General features: G+C 67.4%; 19 protein-coding genes. 15 read left to right on the forward strand and 4 right to left on the reverse strand.

What is annotated here, in order from left to right; translation table 11 throughout:
• Positions 1-79: 79 nt before the first annotated feature.
• The 4 genes from ASD94_RS18175 to ASD94_RS18190 all read right to left on the reverse strand — a co-directional run bounded on the left by ASD94_RS18175 (position 80) and on the right by ASD94_RS18190 (position 3,254).
• Positions 80-769, reverse strand: a complete 690-nt coding sequence (locus ASD94_RS18175; protein WP_056645834.1) for a hypothetical protein — start codon at positions 767-769, stop codon at positions 80-82.
• Positions 766-1,791, reverse strand: a complete 1,026-nt coding sequence (locus tag ASD94_RS18180; RefSeq protein ID WP_056645836.1) for an MlaD family protein — start codon at positions 1,789-1,791, stop codon at positions 766-768. Before ASD94_RS18180 ends, ASD94_RS18175 begins: the two co-directional genes overlap by 4 nt.
• A gap of 40 nt (positions 1,792-1,831) precedes the next feature.
• Positions 1,832-2,632 (reverse strand): ABC transporter permease, encoded by an 801-nt coding sequence (locus ASD94_RS18185; protein ID WP_015014693.1) that lies wholly within the window; start codon positions 2,630-2,632, stop codon positions 1,832-1,834.
• Between the two features lie 157 nt (positions 2,633-2,789).
• Complete coding sequence (locus tag ASD94_RS18190) at positions 2,790-3,254, reverse strand: Cd(II)/Pb(II)-responsive transcriptional regulator (protein ID WP_056646005.1); 465 nt, start codon at positions 3,252-3,254, stop codon at positions 2,790-2,792.
• 73 nt (positions 3,255-3,327) lie between these two features.
• Here ASD94_RS18190 and ASD94_RS18195 point away from each other — a divergent pair, with 73 nt between their 5' ends.
• From ASD94_RS18195 to ASD94_RS18265, 15 genes are all read left to right on the forward strand, one after another.
• Positions 3,328-3,999 (forward strand): cation transporter, encoded by a 672-nt coding sequence (locus tag ASD94_RS18195; RefSeq protein WP_200954253.1) that lies wholly within the window; start codon positions 3,328-3,330, stop codon positions 3,997-3,999.
• A 3-nt stretch (positions 4,000-4,002) separates the two neighbouring features.
• Positions 4,003-4,884, forward strand: coding sequence for a DUF3703 domain-containing protein (locus ASD94_RS24125; RefSeq protein WP_235510703.1), 882 nt, complete (start codon positions 4,003-4,005; stop codon positions 4,882-4,884).
• A 183-nt stretch (positions 4,885-5,067) separates the two neighbouring features.
• A complete protein-coding gene (locus tag ASD94_RS18205; RefSeq protein ID WP_056645840.1) occupies positions 5,068-5,706 on the forward strand; it encodes a YitT family protein in 639 nt (212 codons plus the stop codon).
• A gap of 111 nt (positions 5,707-5,817) precedes the next feature.
• On the forward strand, positions 5,818-6,261 hold the full coding sequence (locus ASD94_RS18210; RefSeq protein WP_056645843.1) for a hypothetical protein: 444 nt from the start codon (positions 5,818-5,820) through the stop codon (positions 6,259-6,261).
• Between the two features lie 105 nt (positions 6,262-6,366).
• Positions 6,367-6,816: a hypothetical protein gene (locus ASD94_RS23890; protein WP_200954254.1), complete on the forward strand. Its 450-nt coding sequence runs from the start codon at positions 6,367-6,369 to the stop codon at positions 6,814-6,816.
• Positions 6,813-8,240, forward strand: a complete 1,428-nt coding sequence (locus tag ASD94_RS18220; RefSeq protein ID WP_056645845.1) for a TolC family protein — start codon at positions 6,813-6,815, stop codon at positions 8,238-8,240. The genes ASD94_RS23890 and ASD94_RS18220 overlap by 4 nt, the downstream gene beginning before the upstream one ends.
• A 1-nt stretch (position 8,241) precedes the next feature.
• Complete coding sequence (locus ASD94_RS18225) at positions 8,242-9,624, forward strand: multicopper oxidase family protein (protein WP_056645847.1); 1,383 nt, start codon at positions 8,242-8,244, stop codon at positions 9,622-9,624.
• A gap of 14 nt (positions 9,625-9,638) precedes the next feature.
• Positions 9,639-10,136: a plastocyanin/azurin family copper-binding protein gene (locus tag ASD94_RS18230; protein WP_056645850.1), complete on the forward strand. Its 498-nt coding sequence runs from the start codon at positions 9,639-9,641 to the stop codon at positions 10,134-10,136.
• Between the two features lie 16 nt (positions 10,137-10,152).
• Positions 10,153-10,695 (forward strand): DUF411 domain-containing protein, encoded by a 543-nt coding sequence (locus ASD94_RS18235; RefSeq protein WP_082576932.1) that lies wholly within the window; start codon positions 10,153-10,155, stop codon positions 10,693-10,695.
• Entirely contained in the window at positions 10,692-11,048 is a 357-nt protein-coding gene (locus tag ASD94_RS18240) for a copper-binding protein (RefSeq protein ID WP_056645853.1), read from the forward strand. Before ASD94_RS18235 ends, ASD94_RS18240 begins: the two co-directional genes overlap by 4 nt.
• Before the next feature lie 144 nt (positions 11,049-11,192).
• Positions 11,193-12,200 carry a P1 family peptidase gene (locus ASD94_RS18245; protein ID WP_056645856.1) on the forward strand — a complete coding sequence of 336 codons (1,008 nt, stop codon included), beginning with the start codon at positions 11,193-11,195 and terminating at the stop codon, positions 12,198-12,200.
• Positions 12,201-12,481: 281 nt separating this feature from the next.
• Positions 12,482-14,071, forward strand: coding sequence for a methyl-accepting chemotaxis protein (locus tag ASD94_RS24225; RefSeq protein ID WP_056645858.1), 1,590 nt, complete (start codon positions 12,482-12,484; stop codon positions 14,069-14,071).
• Between the two features lie 373 nt (positions 14,072-14,444).
• Positions 14,445-15,242, forward strand: coding sequence for a lectin (locus tag ASD94_RS18255; RefSeq protein ID WP_056645861.1), 798 nt, complete (start codon positions 14,445-14,447; stop codon positions 15,240-15,242).
• A gap of 9 nt (positions 15,243-15,251) precedes the next feature.
• Positions 15,252-15,749, forward strand: coding sequence for an EF-hand domain-containing protein (locus tag ASD94_RS18260; protein ID WP_056645863.1), 498 nt, complete (start codon positions 15,252-15,254; stop codon positions 15,747-15,749).
• 229 nt (positions 15,750-15,978) lie between these two features.
• On the forward strand, positions 15,979-17,367 hold the full coding sequence (locus ASD94_RS18265) for a TAXI family TRAP transporter solute-binding subunit (RefSeq protein WP_056645865.1): 1,389 nt from the start codon (positions 15,979-15,981) through the stop codon (positions 17,365-17,367).
• Positions 17,368-17,413: the final 46 nt, after the last annotated feature.

Here is a 17,413-nt window from a genome sequence, read left to right on the forward strand (position 1 = left end):
GCCGGGGCTGAACGTCACTTTTTCTTATGGGCCTCCCGCCCATCACCCGCACCCAACCGGCACGAAGCGCCCGGCCGCCCTAGCGTGGCAGCGCTCCCGATTGCTCCACCACAGCCACGCGACGACGCAGCGCACTGGCCGCCGCCGTGTCCCCGGCAGCTTCTGCCCTTTGCACCTGCAGCAACAACCACGCCATCAGCGGCCTGCGCCAGCCCTGTGCGGACGCGGTATCGGTGGCCGTGGCGATCACGGCAGGACTGGCGTGCCCCATCTGCAGCAGCACGCCCGCCGCCACCAAGCGCGACAGTGGATCAGTAATGCCTGCCAGGCTGGTCGCATCCCCTGACGTTGCCGCTGCACGCTGCGCCGGTGGCAGCAGTGCCACTTGGCTGGCTTGAACGCGGCCCGCCAGATAGTCAGCGTAGGCCTGCTCGGGGGCGGCGGCATCGGCCCGCAAGGCCTCAAAGCGCTCGCAGGGCTCAGCCACCAGACTCGCCACCTGGGCGGCGCAACGCATCAGCTCCAGGCGGGCGAGCAGATCGGGGCGGCCCGTGCGCGCCACTTCGGCGCGGGCCCGGTCCCATTCGAGCTTTTCCACGCGCGCATTGCCAGACAGGTAGGCCTCGATGGCCTTCTGGGACGCGCCCTGGGCGTTCATCTGCCAGTCGGGCACCGGGGGTTGGCTGGAACACGCAGCCAACGCAAAGGCGCAGCCGATAGACAGGAGCCGCAACGCAGCCCGCAAACGAGGTGCAGCAGAGGGGTTCATGGCAGCTTCAGCTCCGTGTCGCGTGCAAAGGGCCATTTGCGATTGATCTCGTTGACCAGGCTTTCCACCTTGCGCAAGTTACTTTCCACCTCGGCGCGCAGCGCGCCCAGGTCCGTCGTAGCTTCGCGGGCATTGGCGCCGATGGCCTGGGCCTCTACCAGCACGGCGTCCACCTTCTTCAGGCTGGTGCGGGTGTCGGCCAGCAGGCCATTGAGCTGTGCCACGGTGGCGCGCACTTCGGGCACCAGCGCGTCCTTGTTGCCCTCGCTGCCAAACACCTGCTTGTCTGCGCGGGCGGCCATGCCGTCCAGCCGCGCCAGCAGCGCGTTGGTGCGCTCCAGGGTGGCCACGATCCTTTTCGCGTCCGCTTCGTTGCCCATCAGCACACCCAGAGCGCCACCTGGGCCGTTGAGACGCTCGGTGAGGGCCTTGACGTTGGTCAGGGTGCTGCCCAGCGCAGCGTCGGGGGATGTGAGGGCGTTCAGGTTGGTCAGCAGCTCGCGCGCGGTGGCCATGAGCTGCGGGATCTCTGCCGTCGCGTCGCCGCGCAACACCGGCCGCACAGCGCCATCGGGCAGCGCGGGGTCCGTCAGGATGCCGGAGTACGCCCGGATGTTGGTGCCCCCCACCAGGCCGCGCACCAGCGTGAACACGCTGGACTGGCGCAGCCAGTGCGCGTCCTTGCGGGGCACGTCCACCAGGATGCGGGCATTGCCCGATTCGGCCAGCTCGATGCGCCGCACGCGGCCAATGGGGAAGCCCGAGAAGGTCATGTCCATGCCCACCACCACGCCTTCGGAGTCGTCGGCCGTCAGCACCAGCGTCTGCGTGGGCTCGAAAGCGCCGCGCGCATACAGCAGGTACAGGCCCGAGCCCACGATGAGGGCCAGGGTGAACAGCAGCAGCGCTGCAGCCTTGAGTTCCAGATAGGCCACCGGGCGAAGGGTCTCGACCGGGGGAATATCTGCCCCTGCAGAAGGTGCAGCGGGGCCTTGCGATGGCTTGGGAGGGTGGTCGTTCATGTGGTGCGGTTGTGCGGGTGCGTGCGACCGGCGCGGGCCGTCAGTAATAGTTGCCCATGAGCGAGGCCACCTCGATCAACAGCAGCACCGCAAACATGCGGGCCAAGCCGCCCAGTTCCGAGTCGGGCTGCGTGCGCTCGCCGCTGTCATACAGGCCAGCCGCCATGGGAATCAGCGCCACGGCCAGGCTGAAGAACAGGGTCTTGAGCACAAACACCATGGTCACGCTGGGCGAAAACACCTGGCCGAACATGCGCGTGTAGCTGGGCAGCCCCGCCATGTTGAAGCCGTACACCCCCAGGTAGGCCAGCACCAGCGCCACCACGCAACTGAGCGCAGCCAGCGTGACGCAGGCAAACACCCCGGCAATCACGCGGGGCAGCAGCTCAATGCGCACCGGGTCGGAGCCCTGGCGGCGCAGCGCCTCAAACCGGCCGGTGAGCCGCAAGTGCGCCAGCTGCGAGCCGTTGGGGATGGTGCAGCGCATGGCCACAAACAAGGCGGCCGTGAGCGGGATCAGCTCCAGCACCAGCACGCGGATCACCATCTCCAGCGCGTAGCGCGACAGGCCGTAGCTCAGCGCCGTGACCACCACGATGCGTGTGAGCACCAGGCTGATGAGCGCGGCCAGCACCGTAAAGCCCAGCAGCACCGGCGCCGTGTCCAGGTACAGGTGCCGGGCCAGCGCGCGGCGGGTGCCCTTGCCGTAGCTGGACGGCGACAACACCAGCACCAGCACCACCGCGCCCAGATACAGGATGCGCCACCAGGCCACCGCCCAGCGCCGCGCCGTGTTCCACACACGTTCGGGCAGGGAGAGGCCGGGAAGGCGCGAGATCATGGGCGGATCATAGCGGGGGCATGCGCCAGGGCAGCCCATGGCAGGCTTCTGGAGATATTTGGGCTATTTTCGGGCGGTAGCGCTACAAACATATGCCCAAGCAGCTATCAATTAAATAGCAAATAGCACACACGCAGCCACGCCGTACAACAACTGCTCACACATGGCGTTTGCCTTGGCTGGGAGGGGCGTTGACGCCCACGGGCTGCGCGTCGGCTCGCGCATGCAGCGCTTCAATGATGTGGCAGGTGGCATCCGCGCCATCGCAGCGGCTGCGCAGCGCCTGCAGGTCGGCCTCCAGCGCCTGCAGCTCGGCCAGGCGGGTGCGCACATGCACCAGGTGTGCATCCAGCGTGTCGCAGGCGGCATGGCAGTCGGTCTTGCTGTCCCAGTCCAGCGCCAGCAAGGTCCTGACCTCGTCCAGCGACATGTCCATGGCGCGGCACAGGCGGATGAAACGCAGCTGATGCACGTCGGCGCTGCTGTACAGGCGGTAGCTGTTGTCGCCGCGCGCGCCGGGCGGCAGCAGCCCCTCTTTTTCGTAATACCGGATGTTGGCGGCCGACACGCCGGACTGCTGGGCGGCCTCGCCGATGCGGAACTGTGCAGCGTGGGGGTCCATGGGCTTGACCTTCAAGTGACTTCAAGGTTTCCAATGATGCCATCGCTTTCAAAAACCGCCAGGAGAAAACACCATGTCCGCCCATTGCCATCACGGCCACCACGACCACGGCGCGCCCGGCCACAGCCACGACGCCCCCGCCAGCGCAGACCCGCGCTACCGCCGCATCCTGTGGATTGCACTCATCGTCAACGCCGCCATGTTTGTAGTGGAGCTGGGCGCGGGCACTCAGTCGGGCTCGGCGTCGCTGCTGGCCGACGCGATCGACTTTCTGGGCGATGCGGCCAACTACGGGCTGTCGCTGTGGGTGCTGGCCATGGCGCTGACCTGGCGGGCACGTGCCGCGCTGCTCAAAGGGGCCAGCATGCTGGCCTTTGGCGTGTTCGTGATCGGCCGGGTGGCCTGGGGCGTGTGGCAAGGGGTGCCGCCCGAGCCCTTCACCATGGGTGGCGTGGGCCTGCTGGCGCTGGCAGCCAACCTGGGGGTGGCCGCCCTGCTCTACGCCTGGCGCGAGGGTGACGCCAACATGCGCGGCGTGTGGCTGTGCACCCGCAACGACGCGCTCGGCAACCTGGCCGTGATGGCGGCCGCGCTGGGGGTGCTGGGCACGGGCACTGCCTGGCCCGACCTGGTGGTGGCGGCCGTCATGGCGGGCCTGGCCATCAGCGGCGGCTGGAGCGTGATCCGCCACGCACGGCAAGAGCTGGCCAGCACCGCAGGCGCCCCCGCAGCACACCGGCACTGATCCATGCGCGTACGCCTGTCCACCCCGCTCCATGCACCGCCCGAATGGGTGGCAGCACAGCTGCAAAGCACGGCAGTGTTCCGCCACATCACGGCGCCGCTGGTGCGGTTCAAGCGCCCCGGCGGCGCGCCCTGGCCCACCCACTGGTCCCCCGGGGATCTGCCGTTGCAGATGCGGCTGCTGGGGTTGCTGCCCCTGGGCACCCAAACCGTGCGCATCTCCATCGAGCCCGCCGCGCAGGCCGACGCCTGGCCCACGCTGCGCGACAACGGCGAGGGCACGCTGATGCAGCACTGGGACCACCGCATCACGTTGCAACCGATGCCGGACGGCCGCACGCTCTACACCGACGACATCGAGGTGGTCGCACGCCATCTGCCCTGGCTGATGACGCCCTTGAGCGCGGCGTTTGCCCAGGTGTTCTACCGGCACCGACAGCGGCGCTGGCACCAGCTGGCGGCGCAACACGCGGCGGAGCCCATGGCTGACCCCGAGCACACGCAGCGCGCGTTCGACCACCTGCTGGCAGCATTTGCGCGCGATGCCACCGCACCGCCTGCCACCCGCTGGCACTGGCTGGAGGCCGCGCATGTGCTGGGGCAGACCACGCTGTCCCTGCATTGGCGGTCGCACACGGCCATGCTGCGCTACGCCCTGCAGTTGCGGGACCTGCGCGAGGCCGGTGGACAGGTGCTGCGGCTGGCCCTGGTGCCGCTGGGGCACGCACTGGCGCGGTTGCCCATCGGCAACACCGGCCGGGCACGGGTGAGTGCCCTGGCGCCCATGGTGCCGCAGCCGCGCGTCACGTGGTTGATCAACGAAGCGATGGCGGCTGCCAGCCTGGCTCCGCCAAAAATTTGGCAGAAAAGTGGCGGTCGCGCTTGATTTTCATGCCCTGACAGCTATCAATTCAGGAGTCGATGGCTGCTGTGCGCCTGGCAGCCCGCTACCCGCCATTTGACGCACGACAAGGCCGGCATGGAGCTTGCGTGGTTCAATCCATCGCTTGCGCGCGCCTGTTTGCCCTGGGGGCGGCACGCCCCGCCTCTATTCCCCTGCACTCTGCCCATGTCCTCCCGAGCCCCTACCGCCCCTGCAGCGCCTGCCCCCCTGGTCGTGCCCCACAGCCTGACGGAAGACGCCGTGGCCATCTTCACCGGGGTGTTGCTGATCTCGGTGGGGGTGGCGTTTTTCACCAGCGCGGGGTTGCTCACGGGTGGCACGGCGGGGCTGGCGTTTTTGCTGCACTACGCCACAGGCATCGGCTTTGGCAAGATCTTCTTTGTGCTCAACCTGCCGTTTTACTGGCTGGCACTGCGCAAGCTAGGCCGGGCCTTCACGGTCAAGACCTTTCTCGCCGTGCTGCTGCTGTCGCTGTTGACCGAGCTGCAGTCGCAACTGCTGCAGTTTGCGCAGTTGCAGCCGCTGTATGCGGCCATTGCGGGCGGGCTCATCACCGGCACGGGGTTTCTGGTGCTGTTCCGCCACCGCTGCAGCCTGGGTGGTGTGGGCATTGCGGCGCTGTACCTGCAAGACCGCTATGGCTGGCGCGCGGGCAAGGTGCAGATGGCCGTGGACTGCTGCATCGTCCTGCTGGCGCTGTGGACAGTGGAGCCCCTGCGAGTGGCCTGGTCCATTGCGGGTGCCGTAGCTCTCAACCTGGTGCTGGCCATGAACCACCGGCCGGGCCGCTACATGGCGGTGTAGCCAGCGTAGCGCGGCACACAAAACGCTCGTCCCCGGGTTGTGCAACGGCACCTGCCAGCCCCCGCTGGCTGCGCGGGGGGAACCTTCGCCCACGCGCCGTATCATTGCAGGATGCGTCGCGGCTTTTTCTTCCTGCTGATGGTGGTGCTGGTCCTTCGGGGCCTGACGGGCACCGCCATGGCGGCAGGCATCGTGGCACCGCTGCTGCCAGCAGGCCCCGCGCACCAGACCACGGCCCTGCACCAGGACCACCAGGCTGCTTCCGGCCACGATGAGCAAGCCGGGGGGGGCGCCCATGATGGTCATGACGGCCACCATGACCACCACTCCGATGAAGCCGCCGCCAGCCACGCAACAGCCTGCCAGGACGCGAGCGCCGACCACGACCACCACAGCGCCACTTGCTCGGCCTGCGAAATCTGCCACTCGGCCATGCTGGGTCTGCCCGCGTCGCTGACCCCCATCCCTCTTCCGGCGGGAGCCGTGCTCCCTCGCGCCTCCGCGCAGTTTGACAGCGTCCCTGCGGCGCAGATCGTCAAACCACCCATCGCCTGACCTTCGACGCCCAAAGTGCGTCTGCCACGGCCCCAGCGGCCCCCAGCAACGGGGCCGTCAGGGCGGCAGCGCCATGTTTTGTTCGTTCGTTGTCTGGAGATCGCCATGCGCGCCCCCGCCGTTTTTCTGTCTTCGCCGTCGCCCTCGCTGTTGTGGCCGACGCGACTGGCATGCCTTGCCCTGTTGTTCCCCTTGCTGGCGCAAGCCCAGAGCCCATCCGCCCCTGACGCGGCCCGCGCCGACGCAGCCGCAGCGCCCCTGACGTACGCGGCGATGCCGCAACAGCCTCCGCTGGTGGACACCTTGCCCACACCCCAGGCCTGGCGCCAGGCGCATGAGGCTGTGGGTGCGTTCCCGCGCGGCCACGCAGACATCGTGGCCTGGGAAGCACAAAGCGCCACCGCCGCCCCCAGTTCTGCGCCCGCAACGGCCACAGCAGTATCTCAGCCCCCCCTCCACCAGGGAATGCAGCACGGCGGTCACGGCAACCACGGCAACCATGGCGGCCATGGAGCCACACCCCGCCCCCATCCTCTGCAGAAAGGCCAGCCATGACCGGTGCACGCTGTTTCTCCGTGCTGGCCGCTGCCGCCCTGCTGGCAGGCTGCGCCAGCGTATCGCCCGATGGCCTGCGCAGCGACGTGGCCGCACTCACGGCAGGCCGTACCGCCGGGGTGCCACAGGCTGCCCTGCCCGCCACCGACTCCGCCGCCCGGGCACAGGCGCAGCAGTCCATCAACGGCTGGCTGGCCCAGCCCCTCACGCAGGACGCCGCCGTGCGCATCGCCCTGCTCAACAACCCCGGCCTGCAAGCCCGGCTGGCCGCTCTGGGCGTAGCCGATGCCGAGCGCGTGCAGGCGATCACGCTACCCAACCCGCACCTGACCCTGGGGCGCTTCACCAACAGCCAGGAGCGCGAGATCGAACGCACCCTGGCCTTTGGCCTGATGGACCTCATCACCCTGCCCTGGCGCACCCAGCGCGAGACCGAGCGCCTGCAGATCGCCACGCTGCAAACCGCACAGGACGTGGTGCAACTCGCCGCAGACACCCGCCGTGCCTGGCTGCGCGCCGTGGCCGCCGAGCAGGTGGCTGCCACGCACGACCGCATGGTCGAAGCCGCCGAGGTAGGGGCCGAGCTGGCCCGCCGCATGGCCCAGGTGGGCAACTGGAGCCGTCTGCAGCAAGCCCGCGAACAGGCCGTGCTGCACGAGGCCAACAGCCAGCGCGCCCGCGCCCGGCTGGCCGCCGCCACCGCCCGCGAAGACCTGAACCGGCGCCTGGGCGTGTGGGGCGCGCAGGCGCAATACCAGCTGGCAGCACAGCTGCCCCCCTTGCCCGCCACCGCCTTGCCCGCCGACGGCATCGAAGCCACCGCCCTGCGTGAGCGGCTGGATGTGCAGGCCGCCCGCCGCCAGCTCGACACCCAGGCAGTGCGCCAGGGCTGGAGCCGTGCAGGCGCCGTGTTTGGCGACATCGGCCTGGCCTACAGCCGCAACACCACCACCGAGCGCGACACCGGCAACAGCGACGTGAAGCGCGGCTGGGAGATCGAGCTACCGCTGCCTCTGTTTGACTGGGGCGGCGCAGCCCGCACCCGTGCGCAGGCCCAGGTGGAGCAAAGCGCCGCCCAGCTGCAAGACACCGCCGTGCGCGCCCGCAGCGAGGTGCGCGCTGCCTGGCTCACCTACCGCACCGCCCTCGACCTGGCGCGCCAGCAGCAGGCCGAGGTCGTGCCCCTGCGCCAGCTCATCAGCGACGAAACCACGCTGCGCTACAACGGCATGCTGGCCAGCGTGTGGGACATGCTGGCCGAAGCGCGCAACAGCACGCAGGCCGTGGCCAACGCCATCGAAGCGCAACGCGATTTCTGGCTGGCCGAGACCGATTTGCAGCTCGCACTCACTGGCACATCGCCAGGCGCCCTGCAGGGCCTCACCTCCGGCGCCGCAGCCTCCACCACCCCCCAAGGCCATTGACATGAACCGCCGCAATTTCTTTTCTGGCGCCGCCACGGCCGTGGCCGCAGCCTCCGTCAGCCGCGTGGCCCTGGCCGCGCTGCCCGAACCCGCCATGCAGTCCAGCGCCGACACCGCCCCCCCGCTGCACCCGCCCACGGGCCGCCCCTACAACCCGGTGGTCACCCTGAACGGCTGGACCGCCCCCTGGCGCATGAACGCTGGCGTCAAGGAATTCCACCTGGTGGCCGAGCCCGTGGTGCGCGAGGTGGCACCGGGCTTCATGGTCAACATGTGGGGCTACAACGGCCAGAGCCCCGGCCCCACCATCGAGGTGGTCGAGGGCGACCGCGTGCGCATCTTCGTGACGAACCGACTGCCCGAGCACACCACCATCCACTGGCACGGCCAGCGCCTGCCCAACGGCATGGACGGCGTGGGTGGCCTTACCCAGCCCGCCATCCAGCCGGGCAAGACGTTTGTGTACGAGTTCGTGGCCCGCCGCCCCGGCACCTTCATGTACCACCCCCATGCCGACGAGATGGTGCAGATGGCCATGGGCATGATGGGCCTGTGGATCACCCACCCCAAGGGCAGCCACCCACAGATTGCCAAGGTGCAGCGCGACTACGCCTTCCTGCTCAACGCTTTTGACGTGGAGCCCGGCAGCATGACCCCCAAGGTCAACACCATGCTGGACCACAACATCTGGTGCTGGAACAGCCGCGTGTTCCCTGCCATCAGCCCGCTGGTGGCGCGGCAGGGTGAGCGGGTGCGCATCCGCGTGGGCAACCTCACCATGACCAACCACCCCATCCACATCCACGGGCACGAATTTGAAGTGACCGGCACCGACGGCGGCCCCGTGCCCCACAGCGCGCGCTGGCCCGAGGTGACTACCGACATCGCCGTGGGCCAGATGCGGCAGGTGGAGTTCATTGCCGACGAGCCCGGCGACTGGGCCCTGCACTGCCACAAGAGCCACCACACGATGGGCGCGATGGGGCACAGCGTGCCCACCATGATCGGCGTGGACCATCGGGGCCTGGTCGGCAAGATCCAGAAGATCGTGCCCGACTACATGGTGATGGGCGAGCGCGGCATGGCCGACATGGGTGCCATGGAGATGCCGCTGCCCGACAACACCTTCCCGATGATGACCGGCACCGGCCCTTACGGCCCGCTGGAGATGGGCGGCATGTTCACCACCCTCAAGGTGCGCGCCGACCAGCCCGCAGGCAGCTACATCGACCCCGGCGCCTTCAAGCAGCCGCCGGGCACCCAGGCCTTTGAGTGGCAGGGTGCGCCCGCCAGCACCCCACGCCCCGCACGCACGGACACCCCGGGCACCGCCCCTGCCGCCGCCAACGCACGCAAGCCCGCAGCGAGCGGCCATCAACACTGAAACCAGCGATCACCATGAAGACTATCAAGTTTATAGCAGCATGCGCAATATGCACTAGCGCATTCACCGCTTTTGGGCATGAAAACATGCCCCACCACGCCACCACAGCCCCGGTGGTCAAGGAGCAGAAGGACTGGGGCATTGCAGGCGATGCCAAGGCCGTGCGCCGCACCATCACCGTGCGCATGGGCGACGACATGCGCTTTTCGCCCAGCCACATCGAAGTTCGCGAAGGCGACACCGTGCGGCTGCGCGCGACCAACAGGGGCCAGGTGCTGCACGAGATCGTGATCGGCACCCAGGCCGAACTGGAGCAGCACGCCGAGCTGATGAGAAAGCACCCCGGCATGGAACACGACGCACCCTACATGGCCCATGTCGCGGCAGGCAAGGCCGGCGACATCGTGTGGCACTTCAACCGCGCGGGCAGCTTTGACTTTGCCTGCCTCATCCCCGGCCACTACCAGGCTGGCATGACCGGGACCATCACCGTGTTGCCCCGCAACAAGTAACGCCAGGAGAAACGCCATGACCACTCGCCAACACCGATCAGCGTCCGCGTACGCCGCCACCCACCCTTCACGCCGCCAGTGGCTCGCCAAAGCCCTGCCCTGGCTGGGTGCGGGCGTAGCCCTCGCGCTGGCGCCTCAACTGTCCCGCGCGGCCACCGCCACTGCCACACCGGTCGAGGTCTGGAAAGACCCGAACTGCGGCTGCTGCCACGACTGGATCGCCCACATGGAGGCCAACGGCTTCAGCGTCACCATCCACGACACCGGCAACAACGCCGTGCGCGCGCGCCTGGGACTGCCGCAAAAGCTGGGCTCATGCCACACCGCGCTGGTGGGCGGCTACCTGGTGGAAGGCCACGTGCCCGCCAGCGACGTGCGCGCCCTGCTGCAGCAAAAACCCAAAGCCCTGGGCCTCACGGTGCCGGGCATGCCTGTGGGCTCACCGGGCATGGATGGCGCCGTGTATGGCGACCGTCGCGACCCCTATGACGTGCTGCTGGTGGCCCACGACGGCAGCACCCGCATCTTCAAGAGTTACCGCAAGAAGGCATCCACATGAAATTGATCTCTATCTCCCTGGCCGCCAGCCTGCTCATCCTGGGCGCGGCGCCCGCGCTGGCACAAGCCCCCGCCGCTGCAGTCTCCGACAGCCACAGTGGCCACCATGCAGCCCCCGCGGTGCCGTCGGCGGAGCTGAGCGAGGGCGAAATCACCCGCTGGGACCCGCGCACCTTGCGCGTCAGCCTGCGCCACGGCGAAATCAAGAACCTGGACATGCCCGCCATGTCCATGGTGTTCCGCGTGTCGGATGCCAGCGTGCTGGGCGACCTCAAAGCGGGTGACAAGGTGCGCTTTCGCGCAGAGCGGGTCAACGGCACCTACCAGGTCACTCGGATCGAAAAGGCGCCCTGACCACAGCGCCGAGGCGGCAGGCGGCGGGGAACCAGTACCCCGCGCACGGCGCATCCCTGGCTCGCCGCATTGCGCAACCCTATTCAGCGTCGCCTTGAGCACACGCGGGCCTGCAGGGGCGGCAGGACACCATAATCACCGGCCATGAGTTCTCAACAAGTTCTGGCTGGCGATGCTGGCAGCATCACCCGCGTGGCCGGCATCGAGGTCGGCCACTTCACCGAAACCCGCCGCCCCACGGGCTGCACCGTCATCATCACCCGCGAGGGTGCCGTGGCTGGGGTGGATGTGCGAGGGGCAGCCCCTGGCACGCGCGAGACCGATTTGCTCCACCCCTCCAACCTGGTGGACAAGGTGCACGCCATCATGCTCGCGGGTGGCAGCGCCTGGGGGCTGGATGCCGCCACCGGCGCCGTGCGCTGGCTCGAAGAGCGCGGTGTGGGCTTTGACGTGGCCGTGGGCCGCCTGCCCATCGTGCCCGCCGCCGTGCTGTTCGACCTGCTGGTGGGCGACATGCGCATCCGCCCGGACGCCGCTGCAGGCTATGCCGCATGCGATGCTGCATCCACCGCTGACCCGGCCGAAGGAAACGTAGGCGCAGGCACCGGCGCGGCCCTGGGCAAGATCTTCGGCATCCAGCGTGCCATGAAGGGAGGCATCGGCACCGCCTCTGTCACCGTGGATGGCGTCACGGTGGGCGCGCTCATCGCCTGCAATGCGCTGGGTGACGTGATCGACCCGGACACTGCAAAAGTCATTGCCGGAGCCCGCACCGACGACGGCCTGCGCCTGCGCGACACACGCCGCGCCCTGCTGCGCGGCGACCCGCCCCAGCCCCTGCTGGCGGGCACCAACACCACCATCGGCGTGGTCGCCACCGACGCGGTCATCACCAAGGTGCAGGCCCATCGCCTAGCCGTAGCAGCGCACGATGGCCTGGCACGCAGCATCAACCCGGTGCACACCATGTCCGATGGCGACACCCTGTTCAGTCTGGGCACCGGCCGCGCGGGCAAGAGCCTGGGCATGATGGTGCTGGCCACCATGGCGGCCGAGGCCACGGCCATTGCCACAGCGCGGGCGGCACGGGCGGCACGGGCCCTCACCACGGCAGAGGGCTTGTACCTGCCATCCGTTGCTGAACTGGGCTAAGGCCCACCGGGTGGCGCTGCACTGACCCAATGCACTGAAGGCACTCCAGGCTCTCAGCAACGGCATCCAGCAACCCAGCGGGCGGCGTACGAAGCACTGCCCTGCGCAGTCAAAAAGACCTTGACGGTGCGGAAAAGCAGCCCAGGATCAAGGGTTGTGACGCGCCGTGGCGCCCCGCGCTACCTGAGCGCGTGTGGCTACTTGCTCACAAAAGATAGAAAACATGGCGCTTTAGCCCACAAAAGCGCATCATCGTTGTCACCATCTGAAGGGCCCATTGCATGAATCTCCTGCAAAACCTGAGCATCAAGACGCGTCTTGGCATTGGCTATGTGGTCCTGACCTGTGCACTGATCCTGGTAGCCATCATGGGCATCCGTGGAGAGTCCATGACGCAGGAGAGCCTGGACAACCAGGTCAATCACCTGAACGTGATCAAAAGCCTGGGCAACCGGGTCCTTGATGCGGCCAATGCACGGGCCGTGTCTGCGCGCAACCTGGTGATCGCCGGCTCCAAGGAAGATGCTGAGGCGGAAACCCGGCGCATTGGGGTGGCACATGAAGGCATGGGCAAGGCACTCCAGGGAGTGGAAGAGGCCCTCAAGGCCGGCCCCCCGGAAACCGCTCCCCTGAACAAGCTGCTGGCCGAAATCAAGAACACCGAGGCGGCCTATGGCCCTGTGGCGCTCGAGATCACCCGGCTGGGGAGCCTGGGAGAAAAGGATGCGGCCATCAAGAAAATCAACGAAGAATGCCGCCCTCTGCTGACCAAACTGGTGGCGGGCATCGAAGCCTTCCTGGCCGAGAGCGACGCCATCAGCAAACGCGCCAGTCAGGAATCGATGCATCAGTTTGAATCGCTGCGGTTTCAGCTGATCCTGCTCAGCATCACCATGGTGGTGTTTGCCTGTGTGCTGGGCGTGGCCACCACGCGTTCCATCGTCCGGCCCCTGAGCGAGGCAAGCCAGGCGACGCAGGAGTTTGCGCGGGGCAACCTGGCCAACCCGCTGGTGGCCCAAGGCAAGGACGAGATCGCTTCGGTCGTTGCCTCGATGGAAGCCATGCGGCGGAGTCTGTCCAACCTGGTGGCAGGAGTACGCCAGGGATCGGAGAGCGTATCGACCGCCAGCGCCGAGATCGCGCAGGGCAACCAGAACCTGTCAATGCGCACCGAGCAGCAGGCCAGTGCGCTGCAGCAAACTGCGGCATCGATGGAACAGCTGGGTTCGACCGTGAAGCAGAACGCGGACAACGCGATCAACGCGAACCGGCTCGCGCATTCGGCCTCAACCGTCGCACAGCAAGGGGGCGAAGTGGTGGCCATGGTGGTCGCCACCATGAAGGACATCAACGACTCCAGCCGCAAGATCAATGACATCATCAGTGTGATCGACGGTATTGCGTTCCAGACCAACATCCTCGCGCTGAATGCCGCAGTGGAAGCCGCCCGCGCGGGCGAGCAGGGCCGGGGTTTTGCCGTGGTGGCCAGTGAGGTGCGCAACCTGGCCCAGCGCAGTGCCGCCGCCGCCAAGGAGATCAAGCAACTGATCACCGAAAGTGTGGGCCGCGTAGAGCATGGCACGGCCCTTGTGGACAAGGCAGGCCACACCATGACCGAGGTAGTGAACAGCATCCGCAATGTGACGCACATCATGGGCGAGATCAGCGCTGCCAGCTCCGAACAAAGCTCGGGGGTCACGCAGGTGGGCGAGGCCGTCACGCTGATGGACCAGGCCACACAGCAAAACGCAGCCTTGGTGGAAGAGATGGCGGCCGCAGCGGCCAGCCTTCGCGGGCAGGCCGATGACCTTGTGAATGCGGTGGCGGTCTTTCGAATTCACGGCAGCGGGTCCGCATTGCTGATCAAGTGACCTCGAGTCACCGAAGAACCGGCGAAGACCGGAATAGATTCTGATGGCGTTGCGGTTGGCGGAGGGACTGTGCCGCGCGGAGCCGCGCCAGCACATCCCTCAAGGGCATGGCGCGCCCAGCCCTGCAGTCCGGGGCTTGGTGCGCACCCCGCGCGATCAGAACGTCCCATCTGATCCCGCGTCTAGATACCCTCGGCAATCAGCACCAGTGAGAGCGTGTGGGCCATTTTGATGTTTTGATGATGTGAATGGTCATCGGACTGATGGCGGCTGACCGCCCTATGATGCAGATCGTGGACAGTGCCCAGAAGCTGGGTCCGACTGCCCCACCCTCGTCCCTGCAGCCCCAGATCGGAACAAGGAGAGCGAACCCATGAGAGACCAGACGCTTCAGAAACGTGCGTGGCTGCTGTGCCTGCCCTTGCTCGTGGGCACATTGCCAGCGCAGGCGCAGGACCAGTGGGTGGATTTGCAGTCCAGTGGTGGCTACACCTCCTACCGCCTGGCGGACGACGTGACCCAGGTGGACCTGGTGGAACAAACCCAGGGCGCGTGCCGCTTCAACCGGACCTGGGGCTACGACCTCACCAACCGCGAGTTGTGGACCAACGGCGGCTGCGGTGGTCGCTTCAGGATCACGCGCACCTACGTCTCTGGTAACAACAGCGGCTCCAATGCCGGCGCTGCAGCAGCGGCCGTGGCCGCCATTGCCGGCATTGCCTTGCTGGCCAACCACAACCGTCACGACGACGACCGGCGCACCGAGTACCCTGACTACCCCGGACAGGGCGGCGACAGGGGTCGTGAGATCCGCGTGGATGGCCGCCTCTGCCTAGACGTGCGGGGCGGCAAGTTCCAGCCCGGCACCACCCTGCAGGTGTACGAATGCAACGGCACTGCGTCCCAGCGTTTTGCGGTGGGGCGCGGTGGCGAGATCCGGGTGCGCGATCTGTGCGTGGACGTGGACCGCGGCGACCCACGGGACGGCGCACGGGTGGTGCTGTGGCCTTGTTCGGGCTCGCGCAGTCAGAACTGGTCCACCCGGGGCGGGCAAATCGTGAGCCAGCTCACCGGCAAATGCTTGGATGTGGATGCGGGCCAGGTCCGCCCTGGGGCGCACACGATGGTGTGGCCCTGCAACCGCAGCCCCAGCCAACGCTGGTGGTGGTAAGGAGCCCCCATGCAAAAAACCCTCCACTGGATTTGCGCAGGTGCTTGCGCCTTAGTACTGGCAACGGCGACACACACCGCCAACGCGGCCGATACCCCCGTGTCGTCACCTACCACGCCACCCCGCCCTGCCAAAGCCCACAAACCGGTGGCCTCAACCCTCACCCACCGGCTGCAGGCCATCTGCGCGGCGGCCGACCTCAATCACGACGGCAACGTGTCACTGGACGAGTTTCACCAGGACATCGTGCAGGGCTGGCACAGCCTGGGGCCCGATGCAGAGGGCTACGTCCATCTCTCCTATCTCAGCCAGTTACCCCACATCGGCAAAGGCCAGCTGAGGCGGCTGGCCGCAGCCGACAAGGACGGTGACGGAAAGCTGTCGTTTACGGAGGTGGTGCAGGCGCGCATGGCCTACTTCGAGGCGGCGGATGTGGACCAGAACGATATGCTCTCACTGCAGGAATGCATGGCCTACGAGCGCCAGCGCAAGCGCATGCCGCAGTAGACACCCTGGTTGGTCGGCGGCTCCAGTCGTCCCGTGATCCAAGGCCGGAGCGATTACCAATGCGTGATGCCAAGCGCGGGTGCGCGTCGCCGCAGTGCCTGCCTGGATAATCCACCGGCAATCGCTGATGGCGCGATAGGGCGCCGAAACCACCCGTTTGCGCTATCACCCCATCCTGGCATGCCGCCGCCCGCTTTCGCCCTGTTTTCTCTCCGTTCGTCCATCCCCCATGCCCCAGGCCTTTCGCAACACCTTTCTCACCCTGCGCGATCTGATTGTGTCGGCGGGCCCCCTCGCCTTCCTGGCGGTCGGGCTGCTGGTGCTGGCCTATTGGTGGCTCAACCCCAATCCGCCCAAGACCGTGACCTTGGCCACCGGCCCCGCACAAAGTGCCTATGAGGAGTTTGGCAAGCGGTACCAGAAGGCACTGGCCGTCGACGGGATCGACGTGGTGTTGCTGCCCAGCGAGGGCTCGTCGCACAACCTGCAGCTGCTGCGCGACGGCCAGGCTGATGTGGCCTTTGTGCAGGGTGGTACGGCTGAATTGCAGCCCGATGACCCGGACAACCTCGTATCGCTGGGCAGCCTGTTTGTGGAGCCGCTGTGGCTGTTTTACCGCACCGACGCGGCAGAGCGCATGCACAACGCACCCCGGCTCGATAGCCTGCGGCAGCTGCGCGGCTGGCGGGTCAATGTCGGGTCGGAGGGCAGCGGCGTGCCCACGCTGATGGAGCGCCTGCTGCAGGCCAACAAGGTGGAGCCCGGTACGGTCAAGCTGTCTCGCCTGGAACAGACGCCCGCAACGGTAGAGTTTTTGGCGGGCCGGCTCGACGCCCTGGTGTTTGCGTCTGCGCCCGAATCGCTGATGGTGCAGATGCTGCTGCAGACACCCGGCGTGCAACTGCTGGATTTTGCGCAGCACGAGGCCTACGCGCGGCGGTTTCCATTCCTCACGCCCGTGACGCTGCCGCGCGGCGTGGTGGACCTTGCGGCCAACGTGCCCCAGCGCGATGTCCGGCTAGTGGCCACCACCACATCCCTGCTGGCGCGCGACGGCACGCACCCCGCCCTGCTCACCCTGTTTGCCCAGAACGCCCAAAAGCTGCACAGCGGCGCCGGCTGGTTCAACCGGGCGCGGGAGTTCCCCAACACGCGGGGCAGCGAGCTGCCGATTGCCAAGGAGGGCGACCGCGCCATGAACGAGCCGGTGCCCATACTGCAGCGCTATCTGCCCTTCTGGCTGGCCAACCTGATCGAGCGCATGTGGCTGGTGCTGGGTATCTTGCTGGCGATCATGCTGCCCCTGTCGCGCATTGTGCCGCCGCTCTACCAGTTCCGGGTGCGGTCACGGGTGTTCCGCTGGTATGGCCGCCTGCGCGAGATCGAAAACGACCTGGAGATGGGCAAAAGCGACCCTGCAACCCTGCTGCGCACCCTGGATGGCCTGGAAGCCCAGGCCGAAAAAGTGAGCGTGCCTCTGTCGTACGCCGATGAACTGTATGCGCTGCGCAACCACATCCATCTGGTGCGCAAGAAGCTGTTGCGCGCGTCAGAGGCCAGCAGCAGCACTGCCCATCCAGGTGCCACGGGCGGGGATTTGCCGGGTACAGAGGCATAGAGCCCAGGCACCACCCCGCAGCGGGCAGTGCACAAAGCCGATGGAA

Source organism: Acidovorax sp. Root70 (assembly GCF_001428225.1).
Lineage (GTDB): Bacteria > Pseudomonadota > Gammaproteobacteria > Burkholderiales > Burkholderiaceae_C > Acidovorax.

Coding starts and splice junctions, on each gene's coding strand:
- ASD94_RS18230 (WP_056645850.1), top strand. CDS start 9,639: ATGAAGACTATCAAGTTTATAGCAGCATGCGCAATATGCACTAGCGCA.
- ASD94_RS24125 (WP_235510703.1), top strand. CDS start 4,003: ATGCGCGTACGCCTGTCCACCCCGCTCCATGCACCGCCCGAATGGGTG.
- ASD94_RS18220 (WP_056645845.1), top strand. CDS start 6,813: ATGACCGGTGCACGCTGTTTCTCCGTGCTGGCCGCTGCCGCCCTGCTG.
- ASD94_RS18265 (WP_056645865.1), top strand. CDS start 15,979: ATGCCCCAGGCCTTTCGCAACACCTTTCTCACCCTGCGCGATCTGATT.
- ASD94_RS18260 (WP_056645863.1), top strand. CDS start 15,252: ATGCAAAAAACCCTCCACTGGATTTGCGCAGGTGCTTGCGCCTTAGTA.
- ASD94_RS18175 (WP_056645834.1), bottom strand. CDS start 769: ATGAACCCCTCTGCTGCACCTCGTTTGCGGGCTGCGTTGCGGCTCCTG.
- ASD94_RS18185 (WP_015014693.1), bottom strand. CDS start 2,632: ATGATCTCGCGCCTTCCCGGCCTCTCCCTGCCCGAACGTGTGTGGAAC.
- ASD94_RS24225 (WP_056645858.1), top strand. CDS start 12,482: ATGAATCTCCTGCAAAACCTGAGCATCAAGACGCGTCTTGGCATTGGC.
- ASD94_RS18180 (WP_056645836.1), bottom strand. CDS start 1,791: ATGAACGACCACCCTCCCAAGCCATCGCAAGGCCCCGCTGCACCTTCT.
- ASD94_RS18240 (WP_056645853.1), top strand. CDS start 10,692: ATGAAATTGATCTCTATCTCCCTGGCCGCCAGCCTGCTCATCCTGGGC.
- ASD94_RS18235 (WP_082576932.1), top strand. CDS start 10,153: ATGACCACTCGCCAACACCGATCAGCGTCCGCGTACGCCGCCACCCAC.
- ASD94_RS18205 (WP_056645840.1), top strand. CDS start 5,068: ATGTCCTCCCGAGCCCCTACCGCCCCTGCAGCGCCTGCCCCCCTGGTC.
- ASD94_RS18245 (WP_056645856.1), top strand. CDS start 11,193: ATGAGTTCTCAACAAGTTCTGGCTGGCGATGCTGGCAGCATCACCCGC.
- ASD94_RS18195 (WP_200954253.1), top strand. CDS start 3,328: ATGTCCGCCCATTGCCATCACGGCCACCACGACCACGGCGCGCCCGGC.
- ASD94_RS18210 (WP_056645843.1), top strand. CDS start 5,818: ATGCGTCGCGGCTTTTTCTTCCTGCTGATGGTGGTGCTGGTCCTTCGG.
- ASD94_RS18255 (WP_056645861.1), top strand. CDS start 14,445: ATGAGAGACCAGACGCTTCAGAAACGTGCGTGGCTGCTGTGCCTGCCC.
- ASD94_RS18225 (WP_056645847.1), top strand. CDS start 8,242: ATGAACCGCCGCAATTTCTTTTCTGGCGCCGCCACGGCCGTGGCCGCA.
- ASD94_RS23890 (WP_200954254.1), top strand. CDS start 6,367: ATGCGCGCCCCCGCCGTTTTTCTGTCTTCGCCGTCGCCCTCGCTGTTG.
- ASD94_RS18190 (WP_056646005.1), bottom strand. CDS start 3,254: ATGGACCCCCACGCTGCACAGTTCCGCATCGGCGAGGCCGCCCAGCAG.